The 18,198-nt window shown below is 49.4% G+C and carries 15 protein-coding genes; 13 read left to right on the forward strand and 2 right to left on the reverse strand.

What is annotated here, in order from left to right; genetic code table 11:
• Positions 1-166: 166 nt before the first annotated feature.
• From ACXLDX_RS00685 to glpB, 13 genes are all read left to right on the forward strand, one after another.
• A complete protein-coding gene (locus tag ACXLDX_RS00685; RefSeq protein ID WP_457575263.1) occupies positions 167-850 on the forward strand; it encodes a metallophosphoesterase in 684 nt (227 codons plus the stop codon).
• Positions 847-2,244: a protoporphyrinogen oxidase gene (gene hemG, locus ACXLDX_RS00690; protein WP_457575264.1), complete on the forward strand. Its 1,398-nt coding sequence runs from the start codon at positions 847-849 to the stop codon at positions 2,242-2,244. The genes ACXLDX_RS00685 and hemG overlap by 4 nt, the downstream gene beginning before the upstream one ends.
• 182 nt (positions 2,245-2,426) lie before the next feature.
• Positions 2,427-3,197 (forward strand): DeoR/GlpR family DNA-binding transcription regulator, encoded by a 771-nt coding sequence (locus ACXLDX_RS00695; protein WP_457575265.1) that lies wholly within the window; start codon positions 2,427-2,429, stop codon positions 3,195-3,197.
• A gap of 206 nt (positions 3,198-3,403) precedes the next feature.
• Complete coding sequence (gene glpD, locus ACXLDX_RS00700) at positions 3,404-4,924, forward strand: glycerol-3-phosphate dehydrogenase (protein WP_457575266.1); 1,521 nt, start codon at positions 3,404-3,406, stop codon at positions 4,922-4,924.
• Positions 4,925-5,043: 119 nt separating this feature from the next.
• Positions 5,044-6,138 carry an ABC transporter ATP-binding protein gene (locus ACXLDX_RS00705; protein ID WP_457575267.1) on the forward strand — a complete coding sequence of 365 codons (1,095 nt, stop codon included), beginning with the start codon at positions 5,044-5,046 and terminating at the stop codon, positions 6,136-6,138.
• Between the two features lie 12 nt (positions 6,139-6,150).
• On the forward strand, positions 6,151-7,242 hold the full coding sequence (locus ACXLDX_RS00710; RefSeq protein ID WP_457575268.1) for an ABC transporter ATP-binding protein: 1,092 nt from the start codon (positions 6,151-6,153) through the stop codon (positions 7,240-7,242).
• Entirely contained in the window at positions 7,242-8,123 is an 882-nt protein-coding gene (locus tag ACXLDX_RS00715; protein ID WP_457575287.1) for a carbohydrate ABC transporter permease, read from the forward strand. The genes ACXLDX_RS00710 and ACXLDX_RS00715 overlap by 1 nt, the downstream gene beginning before the upstream one ends.
• A gap of 1 nt (position 8,124) precedes the next feature.
• Entirely contained in the window at positions 8,125-8,922 is a 798-nt protein-coding gene (locus ACXLDX_RS00720) for a carbohydrate ABC transporter permease (RefSeq protein ID WP_457575269.1), read from the forward strand.
• Between the two features lie 15 nt (positions 8,923-8,937).
• Positions 8,938-9,219 (forward strand): DUF2160 domain-containing protein, encoded by a 282-nt coding sequence (locus ACXLDX_RS00725; RefSeq protein WP_457575270.1) that lies wholly within the window; start codon positions 8,938-8,940, stop codon positions 9,217-9,219.
• Between the two features lie 77 nt (positions 9,220-9,296).
• Positions 9,297-11,018 (forward strand): ABC transporter substrate-binding protein, encoded by a 1,722-nt coding sequence (locus ACXLDX_RS00730; RefSeq protein WP_457575271.1) that lies wholly within the window; start codon positions 9,297-9,299, stop codon positions 11,016-11,018.
• 244 nt (positions 11,019-11,262) lie between these two features.
• Complete coding sequence (gene glpK / locus ACXLDX_RS00735) at positions 11,263-12,756, forward strand: glycerol kinase GlpK (RefSeq protein WP_457575272.1); 1,494 nt, start codon at positions 11,263-11,265, stop codon at positions 12,754-12,756.
• 281 nt (positions 12,757-13,037) lie between these two features.
• A complete protein-coding gene (gene glpA / locus ACXLDX_RS00740) occupies positions 13,038-14,615 on the forward strand; it encodes an anaerobic glycerol-3-phosphate dehydrogenase subunit A (RefSeq protein ID WP_457575273.1) in 1,578 nt (525 codons plus the stop codon).
• Positions 14,616-15,908 carry a glycerol-3-phosphate dehydrogenase subunit GlpB gene (gene glpB / locus ACXLDX_RS00745; RefSeq protein ID WP_457575274.1) on the forward strand — a complete coding sequence of 431 codons (1,293 nt, stop codon included), beginning with the start codon at positions 14,616-14,618 and terminating at the stop codon, positions 15,906-15,908.
• Between the two features lie 41 nt (positions 15,909-15,949).
• Here glpB and ACXLDX_RS00750 read toward each other — a convergent pair whose 3' ends face one another.
• Positions 15,950-16,582, reverse strand: a complete 633-nt coding sequence (locus ACXLDX_RS00750) for a TetR/AcrR family transcriptional regulator (RefSeq protein WP_228854786.1) — start codon at positions 16,580-16,582, stop codon at positions 15,950-15,952.
• A 347-nt stretch (positions 16,583-16,929) separates the two neighbouring features.
• A complete protein-coding gene (locus tag ACXLDX_RS00755) occupies positions 16,930-17,925 on the reverse strand; it encodes a phospholipase A (RefSeq protein ID WP_457575275.1) in 996 nt (331 codons plus the stop codon).
• Positions 17,926-18,198 lie beyond the last annotated feature (273 nt).

The following is an 18,198-nucleotide window of genomic DNA, read 5'->3' on the forward strand; positions in this document are numbered from 1 at the left end:
AAAATGTTAAGCATCGAAGAACAACTGTCAAGATACGGCACCCCTGACCACTGACAAATCGGCAGTAAATTAAAGGGTAATTGCTCACAGTTATCCCATACGGACAGAAGAGACCGTTAAAGCCGGGGTGCCTGTGAACAGTTCCCCATACGTTCCCGGCTGACCTATGAAAATAATTGCCTTTGGTGATATCCACATGGCCACATCCCTCGTCGGAACTATCCCGGAGATCGAAAAAGCTGATCTGATCCTGCTCACCGGCGACCTCACCAACCATGGCTCCGAATCTGATGTAAGAAAAGTACTGAACGAAATAATAACCATTAACCCCAGGGTTCTCGCCCTGTTCGGCAATCTCGACAGGAAACAGGTTGACACATGCCTGGATAAGCTTGGTATCAACCTGCATGGCCAGGCAAGACTGATAGGTTCTAAACTTCTCATTCTCGGCGTCGGAGGCTCAAATCCCACACCCTTTAATACACCTTCGGAATTTTCAGAAAAAGAACTGGCGGTTCTCCTGCAAAATTCTTGGAAACAAGGCAGGAATCTGTTACATCAGGCAGCGGATAATACAAAAAACAAGATACCGACGATCCTTATCTCCCATCCCCCGCCATACAACACGACAACAGACCGGATTCGAAGTGGCCGCCATGTCGGGTCCCGGGCGGTAAGAACATTTATAGAACGGCACCAGCCCGATATCTGCATCACCGGACATATTCACGAATCAAAGGGTGAGGATCGGATCGGCAATACACGAATTTACAACCCCGGCATGCTGCAACATGGCGGCTGGGTTACACTTTATCTCCAGCATTCTCAATTTCACGCAATACTGCAATGACCAGAAAACTCGATACTGTTATCATAGGGGCTGGGCTCTCAGGCCTCACCACAGCCCATGTACTCAAACAACAAAATCCCAGCCACCGCTTTTTGGTTCTTGAAAAGGAATCCCGTACAGGAGGAGCTGTCCGCTCCTCCTGTCGTGACGGATTTATCGCGGAAATCGGCCCCCACGGCTTTCTTGACAACTGCCCTGAAAGTCAGAAATTACTGAATGAAACGGGACTCGACGGAGAAACGGTAAAAGCACCGCTGATTGATTTTGTGCGCTACGTCTACCTGAACGACAGACTGAACCTCATACCCCAGACCCCGAGAAAAATACTTATGGCTCCCCTTATCCCCTGGACCGCAAAGGTCCGGGTCCTGGCAGAACTCTTTCGCCCTCCCATAGAAGGAGAGCCGACTGTCGCCAAATGGATCCACCACAGATTTGGCCCTGCCCTGCTGCCCTATGTGGATGCCGTTTTTACAGGAACTTATGCTGGAGACTGTGACAGGTTGACCATTGACTCAGTCATGCCTGGTGTTCGTCGACTGGAACGGGAGACGGGTTCTGTTCTTCGGGGGTTGTTTAAAAAGATGAGGGAAGGAAAAAAAAAGAAAAGAGGTTCCCTGCAGTTACCGGCGATGATCAGTTTTTCAAATGGTATGCAGCAACTCCCGGAGCAACTTACGAAAGAACTGCAACAGGGAAAAGAACTGAAGACAGACTGCCGGGCTACAGCGATAAAAAAAGAAGGCAAAAACTGGCATGTCAAAACAGAAAAAGAAACTTTTTCAGCAAAGAATCTGGTTCTGGCCCTGCCGGTAAACAAAGCACTTCAACTCCTGAGACCGATTTCTCCGCCCTGCCCCCTCAACTCGATTCCTGAAGCAAAAATTGCTTCTGTCGTCTTTGGATTCACCAACGAGACAAAACTCCCGCCCGGTTTCGGTTATCTTATTCCTGAATGCGAAAAACGTTTTACCCTTGGTTCACTCTTTTCATCCAATATGTTTCCTGGCCGAGCTCCGGAAAACCACATTCTCTTTGAGACCCTGGTCGGCGGCAGACGTCATCCGGAAAGACTTGAGTTGGACGACTCAACTCTGATATCCAGGGCCTTTGATGATACAAGAACAATACTCAAGATCAGAAACGAACCTGTTTTCACAGACGTCCTTCGTCCCCGGTCCTCCATTCCCCAGCTCGAAAGAGGTTATCCAGCCCTTCTCAAATGGCGCTCAACCCTTCTGTCATCACTGCCGGGCCTCCATATCTGCGGATTTGGCTGGGAAGGGATCGGCATCAATGACATGATAAAAAACGGCTGCAGGGTCGGCGAAGCCATTCTCACCAGAGATTCGGTCACAGCAACTGCAGCGGAAGTCAAAGGAATTTATTTTTAGAGAGTGTCTGTCCAGAAATGAGGATTTTTGTTCGAGATCAAGGCGCACGGGAAATTTTACCGCAACCATATAATTGATATCGGAGTCTACGCTTACCTCCGAGGATAAATTTTTTCGGCCAACGCAGATATCGGGCAAAAAGACCAACTATGGACAAACACTAACTACAAGGCATAATTCCTATGGATGTTCTTTCACCCCGCCAGAACAGCATACTTGGCCTTGCCGGGAAAAACGGTAAAGTCGAAGTTGAAGAACTGTCCATCACTTTCGAAGTTTCACCACAGACAATCCGCAAAGATCTCAACGTCCTTTGCGATAAACAATTGCTGCAGCGTGTGCACGGGGGAGCCATTGTCGGCTCCGGCATAGAAAACGTCAGCTATGAAGCACGAAGGCTCCTGGCACCTGAAGCAAAAATCGCCATCGGAAAGAAAGCAGCGGAACTGATCCCGGACAACAGTTCCCTGCTCATTAATATCGGTACGACAACTGAGCAGGTGGCCCATGCCCTGAAAAATCACCGGGGCCTGCTGGTTATCTCAAATAATATAAATGCTGTAAACATCATGAAAAACTTTCCGGGCATAGAACTGATTATTGCAGGTGGTCAGGTCCGTCGTTCAGATGGTGGAATTGTAGGTGTTGCGGCCGTGGATTTCATCAATCAATTTAAAGTGGATTATGCGGTCATTGGTGTTTCCGCCCTTGATGAAGATGGTTCTCTGCTCGATTACGATTTCAGTGAAGTTCGCGTAGCCCAGACTATTATTAATAATGCCCGCCATGTCATTCTGGTGACAGACAGTATGAAATTTGAACGGAATGCTCCAATCCGTATCAGCCATGTTTCCAAAATCGATACAATAGTAACAAACAGCACCTTGCCGGAAAAACTGATGAAAACGTGCAGAGAACACGGCACAGGGATAGTTGTTGCCGGTGAAGGATAAAGTCCCGAAACTGCATTCTCATCAGACCCGAATTTTCACCACCAAACAGAAAACCCTGCAGACAGGAAAACATTTCCCCCTTTTCATTTTCACTTGAATTAGCATTTGATTTCAGTTAAACATGGCGCACGATTTCACCTGAAAGGCGAATAATCATAATTCGAAACAATCATTCTCAACAAAGAGCATCATCCTGAGGGTCGGCCATGAAAACAATCGTTTTCGATCTGGTTATTATCGGTGGCGGCATAAATGGTTGTGGCATTGCCAGAGACGCCGCCGGACGAGGCCTGTCCGTCTTTCTCTGCGAGAAGAATGATCTTGCCTCCGGCACTTCGTCAGCAAGTACAAAATTAATCCATGGCGGCCTGCGTTATCTGGAGTACTATGAGTTTCGCCTGGTTAGAGAAGCCCTGAGGGAACGGGAAATACTTCTCACCCATGCACCACACATCGTCTGGCCTCTTCGCTTCATCCTCCCCCATTACAAAGGGCTGCGCCCATCATGGCTGATCCGTCTGGGTCTTTTTCTCTATGACCACATGGGACACAGGAAGTTGCTGCCCCCCACTTCCACCGTTAACCTGACCACCGACGAGGCTGGTAGCGTACTGAAAAAAAATTACAGGAAAGGATTTGAATATTCTGACTGCAGGGTTCTGGATTCGCGCCTGACAATCCTCAATGCCCTTGATGCATCCGATCTCGGAGCCGAAATCCATACCGGGACTACTTTTGTTTCCGCCAGCCGGGTGGAAAACACCTGGCATATCGAACTGTTCAACAATAACAGGAAAGAAAAACAGATAATCCGCTCAAAAGTACTGGTCAATGCGACAGGTCCCTGGCTTGATTCTGTTCTGGACACACTGCCCCACAGCGAAGATGGAGAGCATATCCGTATGGTCAAGGGCAGCCATATTGTTGTGAATAGCCTGTTCAACCATGACCGAGCCTATATTTTCCAGAATGAGGATGGACGCATCATTTTCGCCATACCGTATGAAGACAGGTTTACCCTGATCGGAACCACAGATGTGGACTACCGCGGGAAACCTGATGATGTGGAGATATCCACGGAAGAAATCCAATATCTCTGTGAATCAGCGGGAGAATATTTCACAACTCCCATCACCCCGGAAGATGTCGTCTCCTCTTTTTCAGGTATCCGTCCGCTTTTTGATGACGGCAGAAATGAGGCAAAAGCTGCTACCCGCGATTATGTGCTTAAGCTGGACGTCAGAGACGGCCGCACACCACTGCTTTCCATCTACGGCGGGAAAATAACAACGTACCGCAAACTGGCTGAATCGGTATTGAAAAAACTGGAACCTTTTCTCCCCTCGATGAAACCGCCATGGACAGCAACGGCGGATCTGCCGGGCGGCAATTTTTCTCCCGGGGAATTCAGCAAAGAGGTTCAAAAACTGCTGGCAATCTGCCCGGATCTTTCCAGAGAAACGGCAACAAGGCTTATGAGAACTTACGGCACCCTCGCAGAAGATATGTGTCGAAACCTTACAACCGGTTCGGCCTTCGGCACCCACTTCGGCCATGGACTCTATGGCTTTGAGGTTGACTATCTCCTTCGTCGTGAATGGGCCGGGTGTGCTGATGATATATTGTGGAGACGCACCCGCCTCGGTCTCCTGTTCAGCCCCAAAGAAACAAAACGACTTGAAGAATACGTGACAACACACCTGCCCGCCGGCAATGCTGAACCATGAAAAATCAACAACTCTGCACGCCTGGTGCGGGAAATAACACAGCATTGCTGTTATGAGAAGTCCAATAGTAATTAAATCATTTTTTAACGGTGCAGATTTTCAGATAGAGGAAAAAATTTATGCAACTTGAGTTACAGAATATTTCCAAAAAGGTCGGAACCGAATTTCATATTTCCGATGTGTCTCTCACCTTTCAGGCGGGGACACTCAATATTCTTCTGGGCCCGACTCTTTCCGGCAAGACCTCCCTCATGCGCCTCATGGCCGGTCTTGACCAGCCCAGTTCCGGCCGTATTCTTGTCAAGGGGAAGGATGTCACCGGAATCGCCGTACAGAAACGCAACGTGGCCATGGTCTATCAGCAGTTTATCAACTACCCCAATCTCACCGTTTATGAAAATATAGCGTCACCTTTACGAATAGCGAAAACCGAACAGAATCTTATTGACGAAAAGGTGCAGAAAGTCGCAAAACTGTTAAAACTGGAAGACATGCTCAGTCGCAGTCCACAGGAACTTTCAGGCGGCCAGCAGCAGCGGACAGCACTGGCCCGGGCTCTTGTGAAAGGAGCTGAACTGGTCCTGCTGGATGAACCGCTGGCCAACCTTGATTATAAGCTGAGGGAAGAACTGCGCGAAGAACTGCCCCTTATTTTTGCCGAAACAGGATCAATTTTCGTCTATGCCACAACGGAACCCTCCGAAGCCCTGCTCCTGGGAGGCAACACCGCAACACTCCACGAAGGAAAGGTAACCCAGTTCGGAAAAACCCTGGATGTCTTCAACAGGCCCGGGAACCTTATCACAGCGAAAACCATTTCCGACCCCCCCCTGAACTGTCTGCCGGTAACCAAGCTCAACAACACCATGCTGTATAAAAGTCATGTGGAAATCCCCCTTATCGGCAGACTTCCACAACTCCCGGATGACAACTATACTATCGCCTTCAGACCTCACCACCTCTTTCTGGAAAAGAGCCCGGCAGCAACTGATATGATCCAGGTCAGGGCCAAGGTTGTTGTTGCCGAAATTACCGGTTCAGAATCCTATATTCATATAGATGTGGCAGGAGTCCGCTGGGTTGTCCTGACCAAGGGAATTCATAATTTTGATGTCCATGATACCATTGAGGTCTTTCTTGATCCGGCAACATTTTATGTCTTTGACAGAAATGAACAACTTGTAGTCACTCCGGAAAAACTTCCGTTAACATAGAAGGAGATTGTAATGGCCAGCATAACCCTCAAAGACATTGCCCATTCCTATACGGGAGAATCGGAAAACCCAAATGATTTCGCCCTGAAAAAACTCAATCTCACCTGGCGGGATGGCGGCGCATATGCCCTTCTCGGTCCTTCCGGCTGCGGAAAAACAACCCTGCTCAACATCATCTCAGGCCTGCTCACCCCGACACGGGGCCAGGTCCTCTTTAATGACAATAATGTTACCGGACTGCCGACGCAGGAAAGAAATATTGCCCAGATTTTTCAGTTCCCCGTCATCTACGACACCATGACAGTTTTTGAAAACCTGGCCTTTCCCCTGAAGAACCGGGGCCGAAATAAAACGGAAATAGAGCCCAGGGTCGTTGAACTGGCGACAATGCTAGGCCTTGAAAATGAACTGCATACCAAAGCCCAGCATCTGACTGCCGATGCCAAGCAGAAAATTTCCCTTGGCCGGGGCCTTATCCGCAAAAGTGTCAATGCCATTCTCTTTGATGAACCACTGACAGTCATTGACCCACAGCTCAAATGGGAGCTCCGGTCACAGTTGAAATTCCTGCATAAACAGTTTGCCTTCACTATGATTTATGTCACCCATGACCAGACTGAGGCCCTCACTTTTGCGGACGAGGTAATCGTTATGTACGAAGGCGAAATTGTGCAGGTGGGCACCCCCGAGGCCCTCTTTGAGCGCCCGGAACATACCTTTGTAGGCTACTTCATCGGTTCCCCCGGCATGAATATCCTGCCATGCAGGCTGCAGGACAGAAACAGTATCCAGGTTGAAGGACAAACCATTGTTCTTGACAAAAAATACGGACACATCGATCCCACGGCCAAAGTGGAGCTGGGCATCAGACCGGAATATCTCTCTCTGGCTCCACCCGGGGAGACCGGCCTGCCCGCCAGAATTCTGAGGGTGGACGATATCGGTCGACATAAAATTGTCCGCGTTGCCCTGGGGAGCCGGGAACTCAATGTTGTGGTCTCCGAACTGACCGGCATGACAGGAGATGAAACAAACCTCCTTGTCGACACCAGTCATGCGAACCTGTACATCAACGACCATCTTATTTCAGGAGAAGAACTGTGATAGAAAAACAAGTCAACCAGAAGGCATGGTTCATGGTGCTGCCTGTCTTTCTGCTGGTCGCTTTCAGTGCCATTATCCCCCTGATGACCGTGGTCAACTATTCGGTTCAGGACACCTTCGGGAATAACCAGTTTTTCTGGGTCGGTATGGACTGGTTCCGTGACCTTATTCATTCGGAGCGCTTTCACGATGCCTTTCTGCGCCAGCTGCTCTTTTCCGGCATAATCCTGCTGATCGAAATCCCCCTTGGTATCTGTATTGCCCTGGCCATGCCGAAAAAAGGCTGGGGCGTTCCTGTCTGCCTGATCACCATGGCCCTGCCGCTCCTGATCCCCTGGAATGTGGTGGGAACCATCTGGCAGATTTTCGGTCGCGTGGATATTGGCCTTCTCGGCCACAGTCTTGCATCCCTCGGGGTTGACTACAATTATACCCAGGATCCTTTTGCCGCCTGGGTTACCATTATTGTCATGGATGTCTGGCACTGGACCAGCCTTGTGGTCCTTCTGTGTTATGCAGGCCTCTGCTCCATCCCGGACGCCTATTACCAGGCAGCCCAGATAGATGGAGCGTCCCGCATTTCGGTCTTTCGTTATATTCAGCTTCCAAAAATGCAGAGGGTTCTGCTGATCGCAGTTCTCCTGCGTTTCATGGACAGCTTCATGATTTATACAGAGCCATTTGTAATAACCGGTGGCGGACCTGGTAACTCAACAACCTTCATGTCCATCGATCTTGTGAAAATGGCCATCGGTCAATTTGATCTTGGTCCCGCCGCGGCCATGTCTCTTATCTATTTTCTTGTAATTCTTCTACTTTCCTGGGTGTTCTACACGGTGATGAGTAACATCGGAGAAGAAAGTTCAAACGGAGGTTCCTGATATGCGCTGGAAATGGCTGATACCCGTATTTTATATTCTTTTTCTGCTCCTGCCCATTTACTGGCTGGTCAATATGAGCCTGAAAACCAATGAGGAAATTCTCTCGGTCTTCAGTCTCTGGCCACAGAACCTGACTTTTGCCAATTACCGGGTAATCTTCACCGACGCTTCCTGGTATTCCGGCTACATCAATTCGATGATCTATGTCTCCATCAATGTGGTCATCTCCGTATGTTTTGCCCTGCCGGCAGCCTATGCCTTTTCCCGCTATAGTTTCGTCGGTGACAAACACCTCTTTTTCTGGCTGCTCTCCAACCGGATGGCGCCCCCGGCAGTTTTTGCCCTGCCCTTTTTTCAACTCTACTCATCCATCGGCCTGTTTGATACCCATATCGCTGTAGCCCTGGCCCATTGTCTTTTCAACCTGCCGCTTTCCGTCTGGATTCTGGAAGGATTCATGTCAGGAATTCCAAAAGAAATCGACGAAACGGCCTTTGTGGATGGATATTCATGGCCCAGGTTTTTCATTAAAATATTCATCCCCAATATTGCCTCCGGTATCGGTGTCACCGCCTTTTTCTGCTTTATGTTTTCCTGGGTGGAGTTGCTGCTGGCCAGAACCCTTACGGCGGTCAATGCCAAACCTATTTCGGCTATCATGACCCGTACGGTTTCCGCATCGGGACTTGACTGGGGTGTTCTTGCCGCAGCGGGAGTCCTCACCATCCTGCCGGGTGCGCTGGTCATCTGGTTTGTACGTAACCATATTGCCAAGGGTTTTGCCCTTGGACGAGTTTAAGGGAAGGAGGAAACAATGAATTTAAGCTGGATGGCCTGGACCGGACCCACCGCCGCCTTTTTTATTATAATTTTCTGCCTGCTCGTGGCCATGACGATCTGGGAAATAAAACGTCCCGGCGGTGCGCCCCGGGTCGGTATTCTCAGGTTTGAAACCACACGGGGAGACCGGCTCTTTGTCTCACTGCTCGGCTCAGCCTTTATCCATATCTTCTGGCTGGCCTTTTTCAGCGCCAGTCTCTGGTGGGGTTTTGCCCTGGCCTGTGTGTACGCAGTCTGTGTTTTTGTATGGGTATAATACCTGTATTTTTTGTCCCGTTCCGTCCCGGACTTTCCGCCGACGGAATAAACGTAAAACAACAGAGGAGGAAATCGATGATCAAAAAGTTAGTTACTGCAGCAGCAGTGGCCGCCCTACTGGCAGGACCCGTATCTGCCATGGCGGGAAGCGCCGAGGCCCAAAAATGGATCGACAATGAATTTCAACCCTCAACCCTCTCCAAGGCCGACCAGATGAAGGAGATGGAGTGGTTTATCAAGGCGGCCGAACCTTTTAAAGGTATGGAAATCAACGTGGTTTCCGAAACGATCACCACCCATGAATATGAATCGAAAACCCTGGCCAAAGCCTTTACCGAAATCACCGGTATCAAAGTCAACCACGATCTCATCGGTGAAGGTGATGTTATCGAGAAACTGCAGACCCAGATGCAGTCCAATAAAAACATCTACGATGCCTATATCAACGACTCTGATCTGATCGGCACCCACTTCCGTTATCAGCAGGCCGTACCGCTGACCGACTGGATGAATGGAGATGGAAAGGATGTTACGGACCCTATGCTTGATGTCAACGATTTCATCGGTAAATCCTTTACAACCGGCCCCGACGGTAAACTTTACCAGCTCCCGGACCAGCAGTTCGCCAACCTCTACTGGTTCCGTTACGACTGGTTCACCCGTCCTGATCTGAAAAAGAAATTCAAGGACATCTACGGCTATGAACTTGGTGTACCTGTAAACTGGTCTGCCTACGAGGATATTGCCGAATTTTTCACCGACAAAGTCAAGGAAATTGACGGTAAACGGGTATACGGCCATATGGATTACGGCAAGAAAGACCCATCACTCGGCTGGCGTTTCACCGATGCCTGGCTCTCCATGGCCGGTGCCGGAGACAAGGGTATCCCCAACGGCCTGCCCGTTGACGAATGGGGAATCAGGGTAGACGGCTGCCGTCCGGTCGGCTCCTCGGTTGAACGTGGTGGTGCCACCAACGGACCCGCCGCAGTTTACGCCCTGACCAAATATATCGACTGGCTCAAGAAATATGCTCCACCGGAAGCCGCGGGAATGACCTTCTCCGAAGCCGGTCCGGTACCAGCCCAGGGAGGCATTGCCCAGCAGATTTTCTGGTACACAGCCTTCACCGCGGATATGGTTAAACCCGGTATAGCCGTGGTTGACAAGAAGAACATGCCCAAGTGGCGCATGGCTCCTTCCCCCCACGGTCCTTACTGGGAAAAGGGAATGAAACTTGGCTACCAGGATTGTGGTTCATGGACTCTTATGAAGTCGACTCCTGTAAAACGCCGCAAGGCCGCATGGCTTTATGCCCAGTTCGTTGTTTCCAAAACCGTCAGTCTGAAAAAAACCCACGTGGGACTGACCCCGATCAGGGAATCGGACATCTGGCATGAATCCTTCACTAAGCGGGCACCTGAGCTTGGCGGACTGATTGAATTCTACCGCAGTCCTGCCCGTGTTCAGTGGACACCCACCGGAACCAATGTTCCGGATTACCCGAAACTGGCCCAGCTCTGGTGGCAGAACGTTGCCGATGCCGTAACCGGGGACAAGACCCCGCAGCAGGCCATGGACAGTCTGGCCATGCAGCAGGACAAGGTCCTTCAGCGGCTTGAACGGGCAAAGATCCAGGGAGAATGCGGACCCAAGCTGAACAAGAAGCAGGATCCGTCCTACTGGCTGAACCTGCCCGGTTCACCCAAGGCCAAACTGGCCAACGAGAAGCCTAAAGGCATGACCATCGACTACGATGAACTCGTTAAAAGCTGGGCGGCTGCCGCCAAAAAATAAAGAATAGTTCTTCTTTTCGGCCCGTGCGACTTCCTCCGTCCCAGGAGGAAGTCGTCATTCAGTAATTGCTCACAGGTACCGCATCTTTTCACGATTTCTTTTGTCCGCCCGCTAGGCTATTGCGAACTAAAGAACTTGCAAAAATATGTGGCACCTGTGAGCAATTACAGTGCAGAGGTAATAAAATCATAGAGTTGCTGCCCCTGTGATCAGTTACTTCATTCCTTCTTCGGGGAGATTTATCATGTCAGCACATATTCTTGCCATCGACCAGGGAACAACCTCCAGCAGGGCAATTATTTTCAACGAACATTTTGAAACAGTGGGACTGGCCCAGCAGGAATTTGAACAGTTTTTCCCCCGATCAGGCTGGGTTGAGCATGACCCGGAGGAAATATGGAACAGTAGTCTCGCCACATGCCGACAGGCACTGGACAAAGCCGGACTTGCCGCAACAGACATCAGCGCCATAGGGATTACCAACCAGCGGGAAACAACCATTGTCTGGGACCGGGAGACAGGAAAACCGATCCACCGGGCCATTGTCTGGCAGGACCGGAGAACTGCCGATTTCTGCAGCAGACTGCGTGAATCCGGGCATGAGCCCATGGTTACTGCCAAAACAGGACTGCTTCTGGATGCTTATTTTTCCGGCACAAAAATCAACTGGATCCTTGAAAACGTCACTGGAGCCAGACAGATGGCAAAGGACGGGAAACTGGCCTTCGGCACTGTTGATACCTTTCTGTTGTGGAGATTGACCGAGGGAAAGGTTCATGCGACGGATGCCACCAATGCCTCCCGCACCCTGCTGTACAATATCCACGATAACTGCTGGGACACGGAACTTCTCCAGCTCTTTGACATCCCTGAATCCATGCTGCCTGAAGTCAAAAACTGTTCCGATGATTTTGGCATAAGCGCACCCGCTCTTCTGGGTTCTTCCATACCAGTACGGGGAATTGCCGGAGATCAGCAGGCTGCCCTGGTCGGCCAGGCATGTTTTCAGCCCGGAATGATTAAATCGACCTACGGTACAGGATGTTTTATTGTTCTAAATACAGGGGGACAGGCGGTCACCTCTGGTAACAAATTGCTCACCACCATTGGTTACAGACTTGATGGTAAAACAACCTACGCCCTTGAGGGTTCCATCTTTGTCGCCGGAGCTGCAGTTCAATGGATGAGGGATGCCATGGGACTGATAGAAACCGCCTCTGAAACCGGGAAACTCGCACGGGAAGCGGATATAAACCAGGATGTTTACCTCGTTCCAGCCTTTACCGGTCTTGGTGCACCCCACTGGGACCCGGATGCCAGGGGTGCGATCTTCGGCATCACCCGTGCCACAGGTCCTGCGGAACTGTCCCGGGCCGCTCTGGAATCGGTCTGTTACCAGACAAGAGACCTGCTTGAAGCAATGGCCGGCGACTGGCAGGGCATGAAAACAACGGTACTTCGGGTTGACGGCGGCATGGTAGCCTCCAATTATACCATGCAGTTCCTGGCTGATATCCTCAATGCACCGGTTGACCGCCCAACAATTCTTGAAACAACAGCCGTCGGTGCTGCCTACCTTGCCGGACTTCATGAATCCATCTTTCCCGCTCCGTCTGAATTCGCAGCGACATGGAAACAGAACAGACGATTTAAACCATCCCTTGATGAAAAAATACGGCAACGAAAATACAATGGCTGGAAAGACGCTGTCTCAAGAACTTTGACCAAACAGCACTGAGTCATAACTGACCATGGGAATCCCATGTCGGTTTCTGTTATCTCACGCATTTGATTTTCATTTATCAACATATTTACTTTCAAGTGAAATTAATCTTATTTTCACTTGAACTATTTTCCCGTACTGTTTATATAAATAAATCTTCTTTTACAGCTAAAGTTGGAATCCACTCCTGAATCCGTGAGTATTCTTTCGTACTTTGAAGTACAGAATAGAGGTATTTGCAAAAAAACAATCACAAAGGCCGTCACAGATTCAGGATTATAATCGGGAGTTCCGGGATGCACATTGAAACAGAAGTGCTGATAATCGGTGGCGGTGTAACCGGCACCGGAATTATGCGTGATCTTGCCTTGCGCGGTATTGACTGCTGCCTGATTGACAGAGCCGATCTCTGCTCAGGTGCCTCAGGAGGAAACCATGGACTGCTCCACTCCGGTTGCCGATATGTTTCTAATGATCTCCACTCCGCCATGGAATGCCGTGCTGAAAGTGAAATTCTCAAAACAATTGCTCCCCAGTGCATTGAAAATACAGGAGGTCTTTTTGTCGCAGTCGAGGGTGACGATCCTCTTTTTGCCGAGAAATTTCCCCGATACTGTAAAGCAGCATCTATTCTCTGTGAACCGCTGACCCCCGCCGAAGCCCGCGAACTGGAACCGCTGTTATCCCGGGATCTTTTCAAGGCGTTCAGAGTACCTGATGCGACCATTGATCCTTTTCGTCTCGCTCTTTTAAATGTGGCGGATGCACGCCGCAACGGGAAACACAGCTATCATCCCCATACGGAACTTCTTCGCTTTTCCTTTGATAAGGACGAAATAACCACAGCCATATGCAGGGATAACAAAACAGGCAACAGGATCTCAATCCAGGCAAAACAATTTATCAATGCCGGTGGTGCATGGGCCATGGAGATTGCCCGTCTTGCCGACTGCCGGGATGTCAACCTGCTCTATTCCAAAGGATCCCTTCTCATAAGTCACGACCGGCTGACTCGTCATGTCGTCAACCGGCTGCGTCCACCTGGAGACGGTGATATTCTAGTACCCGGCGGTACTGTTTCCGTTCTCGGCACCACTTCCGTCCGAACAGACAATCTCGATGATATCCGGCCAACGGTACCTGAAATCGATAAAAATGTCATCGAAGGATCGGCGATGATCCCTTCTCTTGCAACCACACGATATATCCGTGCCTTCTCCGGGGTCAGGCCTCTGCTCCAGTCAGGAGGAGCAGGAGATGATCGGGAAGCGACCAGGGGTTTTGCCCTTTTTAATCACGAGAACCAGGAAATTTCCAACTTCTGCACCATAACCGGGGGTAAACTCACGACCTTCAGGTTAATGGCGGAAAAAACGGCTGATCTGGTCGCCCGTCGCCTCAACAACACTGAACCCTGCACTACCCATCTCGTCCCCCTGGTTGACGACGGGAGCTGCAGATGGACAGAACCGGGCGCTTCCCCCAGATACTGGTTCCAGTCAAATAATGCGGAAGACATGATACTCTGCGAGTGTGAAATGGTCCCACAGTCCGCCATTGATGAAATCATCACTGGTGCACCAGGATATGAAAAGGAAATGACTCTGGAAGCCATCGCTCTCAGGTCCAGAGCCGGCAAGGGACCGTGCCAGGGATCGTTCTGCGGTATCCGCATCGCCTCCCACCTTTACGATCGTGAATTTTATTCAGACAGCAAGGGGCTCATCCATATGAGAAATTTCTTTGACGAACGCTTCAAGGGAACACGTACCATCACGTGGGGTGCCCAGGCCGCCCAGATGGAACTTGCGGAAGCCATGCACTGCGGTCTGCTTGGTCTCGACATGATTGACGAACCATCCGGAGAGAGATAAATGGCTGAACGGACACGGCATATTTCAACTGATCTGGCGATTATCGGCTCCGGTCTGGCCGGCTTTTCCGCATCAATCTTTGCTCTGAACAGGAATATCAAAACAACCCAGGTGGGTGACAGCGGCGCTGTTACCTACACTACCGGCTATCTTGATCTCCTCGGCTGTCATTTTCCGGATTCCATGCAAATTCTTGATGACCCATGGCTTGGTGTACAGCAGCTGCGGGAAATACAGCCGAACCACCCCCTCAGTCAACTTACTGAAGATGAAATCCGCAGTGCCTTCATGCAGGTAACAGATTTTCTCAGCAGTTGCGGGATCCGCTACAGCCGACCCGGCGTGACAAATCTGCAGGCCCTGACCCCCGTGGGAACCCTGAAACCGACACTCTGTCTACCTGAAACCATGCTGCCCGGCGTGGAAGCCTTCCGTTCTGAAAAACCAACAGTTATTGTTGACTTCAAAGGATTGAAAGGATTCAGCGGCAGGCAGATTGTTGCCAATCTTAAAACCCGGTGGCCCAACCTTGCAACCTGCCGAATCGAATTCCCCGACGCCCGTCCGGGTGAACTTTATCCGGAACCCATGGCCCGCTCTCTCGAAGTTCCAGGAAATCGTGAAAAGCTTGCCGTTCTTCTGAAAAAAACCGCCGGATCCCGGGAATACATAGGACTGCCTGCAATCCTTGGAATACATAAACCGGACAGGGTAAGAGAAGAACTGGAACGCCTTACCGGGAAAAAAATTTTTGAAATCCCCACCATGCCGCCGGGAGTCCCAGGTATCCGGCTGCGGGAAATGTTCCAGCGGGTCTTCCCTGAAAAAGGCCTTTCTCTGATTCCCCAGCAGAAGGTGCAAAAAATCTCTCTGCAGGAAAACACCGCAAAACTGGAACTGACCGACAATCTTGGCCCCGTTGATATCAAGGCAAAATGTGTCCTCCTGGCCACGGGCAGGTTTCTGAGCGGTGGGCTGCAGGCAGGATTCCACGGCCTTAAAGAATCTCTTCTGAACCTGCCGGTAACCCAGCCGGCATCAAGGAGTGAGTGGTATAGAAGAAAATACACTGACCGGAACGGACATCCGGTCAATCAGGCAGGCATTGAGGTTGACTCTTCCTTTCGCCCTCTGGACAGTCAAAAAAAAGTATACAGCAGAAACCTCTTTGCGGCGGGCTCTCTTCTTGCCCATCAGGATTGGATTCGGGCCCGTTGCGGCGCCGGAATTGCCCTTGGTACCGCCTACAAGGCCGTTGAAGAAGCTGAACGCCAGCTCAGAAAGATGATTTAATCTGCCACAGTCAACAGCTCCATACCCTGCCAATCTGACGCTTATCCGAGAAAACTCATTATAAACTCAGTCTGACGCTCTATATATTCATCAATGGTCATATATTTGGCAAAATACCAGCGGCGAAAAGCCCATGTATGCCCCATAATTGAAATATTATGGCCGATTAAAGTGATGGTATTGTCATCAAGGTCCGGAAGCTTGCCCATTTCCCGCAGGGATTTCATAGCCTCGATAAAAAGATTGGTAATGCGCAGCTCAGCTCCCAGCACCTTTTTCTGCCATTTCTCCGGCAGAAAATGGGTCACCTGATACATCAGCAGCACATGGTCGCTCATGCGGTCACAGACCAGAAAAAATTCCCGGATCACTTCCGCCAGAGCATCTTTGCTTTCGGTGGGACGCGCCAGAGCATCTTTGACCCCCTGTTCGACTTCCGAATGAATGGCTATTCCCACCAGATAGAGGACATCGTCCTTTGTGGTGATGTACTCGTAAATTGAACCGATGGAAAGACCGGTTTCCTTTGCCAGAGCTCTGGTCGTGGTCTTATGGTATCCATGCCGGATGAACAGTTTTACCGCGGCATCAACAATCTGCCTCCTTCTCTCTTTTACAAGTTTTTTATTCTTTATGTGTGTCGCGATTTCATGCTCATCGATATTATCCGGCATTCATTCTCCCCTTATTTTTCGAATCACTCCAGGCCACTTTGAAAAATTACCTTTTCACCCGATCTCTCCGTTACAGGAATGTAAAAAACACTCATATACATTTAATATGATGCGCTTTTTAGTTTTTCCGTTCCTTGATTCCGAGCAAAATTCTGATTTTCAAAACATCCTTTAATTTTCTGAATCCATGATTCCAGTCACCATCAGCAAAAATATACAAAAAATCAAAAGAACAAAAGTTAAAAATAGTATCAGCCACTGGGTTGTATAACAACTCACAGGGACAGCAATTACATTTCAGAGGTAACAAAATCATAAAGTTGCCAGTGTCCTGTGACTAATTACATTTACAGCCAGTCCGTAAGCGAAAAACCGATTCCTACAGCATTGGTATAACGATTATAGTCGAGCAGACTCTCACCATAACCATTAAAATACTGCACATATCCCCGCAGAAAAGGCCAGTGCCAGAGGGGAAAACTCCAGCTTAACTCAACGGCACCACGATGAAAACCTGATTCAAGATTATTCCGGGACATGACGCTGAAAACATGTTCCTGCCATTTATAAGATGCACTCAATTCATAGTGTCCCATGTAGTCTGTAATACCGGGATTTTCATCTTTTCCGTCAGAAGGAATGCGATACCAGGGTTTGAAACTCATGGCCAGGTTTCCACGTTCTACGGTAAACCACGCAAACAAACGGTTCCAGCTGCGTGAAAGAATACCATCCCGGCCATTGGACTGATGATTTATTCCAAAAGAATTCCAGACATTGGTGAACCCGAAAAATTCCCACCTGGGATGAAACTGGACCCAGATTTCAGGCTCATGGTTGGTTTCTCGAAAGGGTGCTGATTCTGTATTGTTATATACCTGCCAGAATGACCTGTTTGTATAAGCCGCATAGATGTCAAAGGTGTCATTTGCCAGGTTGACCAGAAGAGGGAATTTGATACTCAACTGGAATTTAGCCTCCACATCATCGCATTCCAGGTCAGGATTATTATACTGTTCCTGAAAAGGAGTCGCGTCGTAGGAACTGCTGTTATATGAAGCAAACAACACATAATTAGGTTTATGAGCCATCAGAGTGAACGGTTCAAGGACATGCTTTCTGTCCTGGTAGATACGACGTTCCACCAGGGGCAGCTTATCTTCCTTTCCGACCGGAAGGCTATCCGCCTCTATTTCTTTTTGACACTGGAGACGCAGCTCGCCAACGGTTTTTGAGTCTTCGGCTGCCTGCATGGCCCGCACCATGCACTCCTCCATTTCTCCCGCATGACAGTTTTGTCCAAATCCCCCAAGAGTAAAAAAGAAGAAAAAAAGGCAGACCACAGTTAACTGGAGTCCACCTTGAAATGAGAATTTCCATTTGAATCCAATGGACAAAGGAAAATAAATGCGAAGCATGTCGGGTATATTTTGGTGTTTTATTTTTCCGACTGACAGGGAAATCGGACAAAAAGGCCATTTCTGGAGAAATATTAAATGAGAATATTTCTGAACATCCCCAAGTTGCGACTTCATATTTCACCTCATCCGGTTTTAATAACAGAATTCAGAAAAAACATCCCCTTGCAAACGCTGGAAAAAATAATTCATTCCGTT

The organism is Desulfomarina sp., assembly GCF_054039375.1.

What these genes read in the sequence shown, in the direction of transcription:
- ACXLDX_RS00685 (WP_457575263.1), top strand. Translation starts at nt 167, where the DNA reads ATGAAAATAATTGCCTTTGGTGATATCCACATGGCCACATCCCTCGTC.
- hemG (WP_457575264.1), top strand. Translation starts at nt 847, where the DNA reads ATGACCAGAAAACTCGATACTGTTATCATAGGGGCTGGGCTCTCAGGC.
- ACXLDX_RS00695 (WP_457575265.1), top strand. Translation starts at nt 2,427, where the DNA reads ATGGATGTTCTTTCACCCCGCCAGAACAGCATACTTGGCCTTGCCGGG.
- glpD (WP_457575266.1), top strand. Translation starts at nt 3,404, where the DNA reads ATGAAAACAATCGTTTTCGATCTGGTTATTATCGGTGGCGGCATAAAT.
- ACXLDX_RS00705 (WP_457575267.1), top strand. Translation starts at nt 5,044, where the DNA reads ATGCAACTTGAGTTACAGAATATTTCCAAAAAGGTCGGAACCGAATTT.
- ACXLDX_RS00710 (WP_457575268.1), top strand. Translation starts at nt 6,151, where the DNA reads ATGGCCAGCATAACCCTCAAAGACATTGCCCATTCCTATACGGGAGAA.
- ACXLDX_RS00720 (WP_457575269.1), top strand. Translation starts at nt 8,125, where the DNA reads ATGCGCTGGAAATGGCTGATACCCGTATTTTATATTCTTTTTCTGCTC.
- ACXLDX_RS00725 (WP_457575270.1), top strand. Translation starts at nt 8,938, where the DNA reads ATGAATTTAAGCTGGATGGCCTGGACCGGACCCACCGCCGCCTTTTTT.
- ACXLDX_RS00730 (WP_457575271.1), top strand. Translation starts at nt 9,297, where the DNA reads ATGATCAAAAAGTTAGTTACTGCAGCAGCAGTGGCCGCCCTACTGGCA.
- glpK (WP_457575272.1), top strand. Translation starts at nt 11,263, where the DNA reads ATGTCAGCACATATTCTTGCCATCGACCAGGGAACAACCTCCAGCAGG.
- glpA (WP_457575273.1), top strand. Translation starts at nt 13,038, where the DNA reads ATGCACATTGAAACAGAAGTGCTGATAATCGGTGGCGGTGTAACCGGC.
- glpB (WP_457575274.1), top strand. Translation starts at nt 14,616, where the DNA reads ATGGCTGAACGGACACGGCATATTTCAACTGATCTGGCGATTATCGGC.
- ACXLDX_RS00750 (WP_228854786.1), bottom strand. Translation starts at nt 16,582, where the DNA reads ATGCCGGATAATATCGATGAGCATGAAATCGCGACACACATAAAGAAT.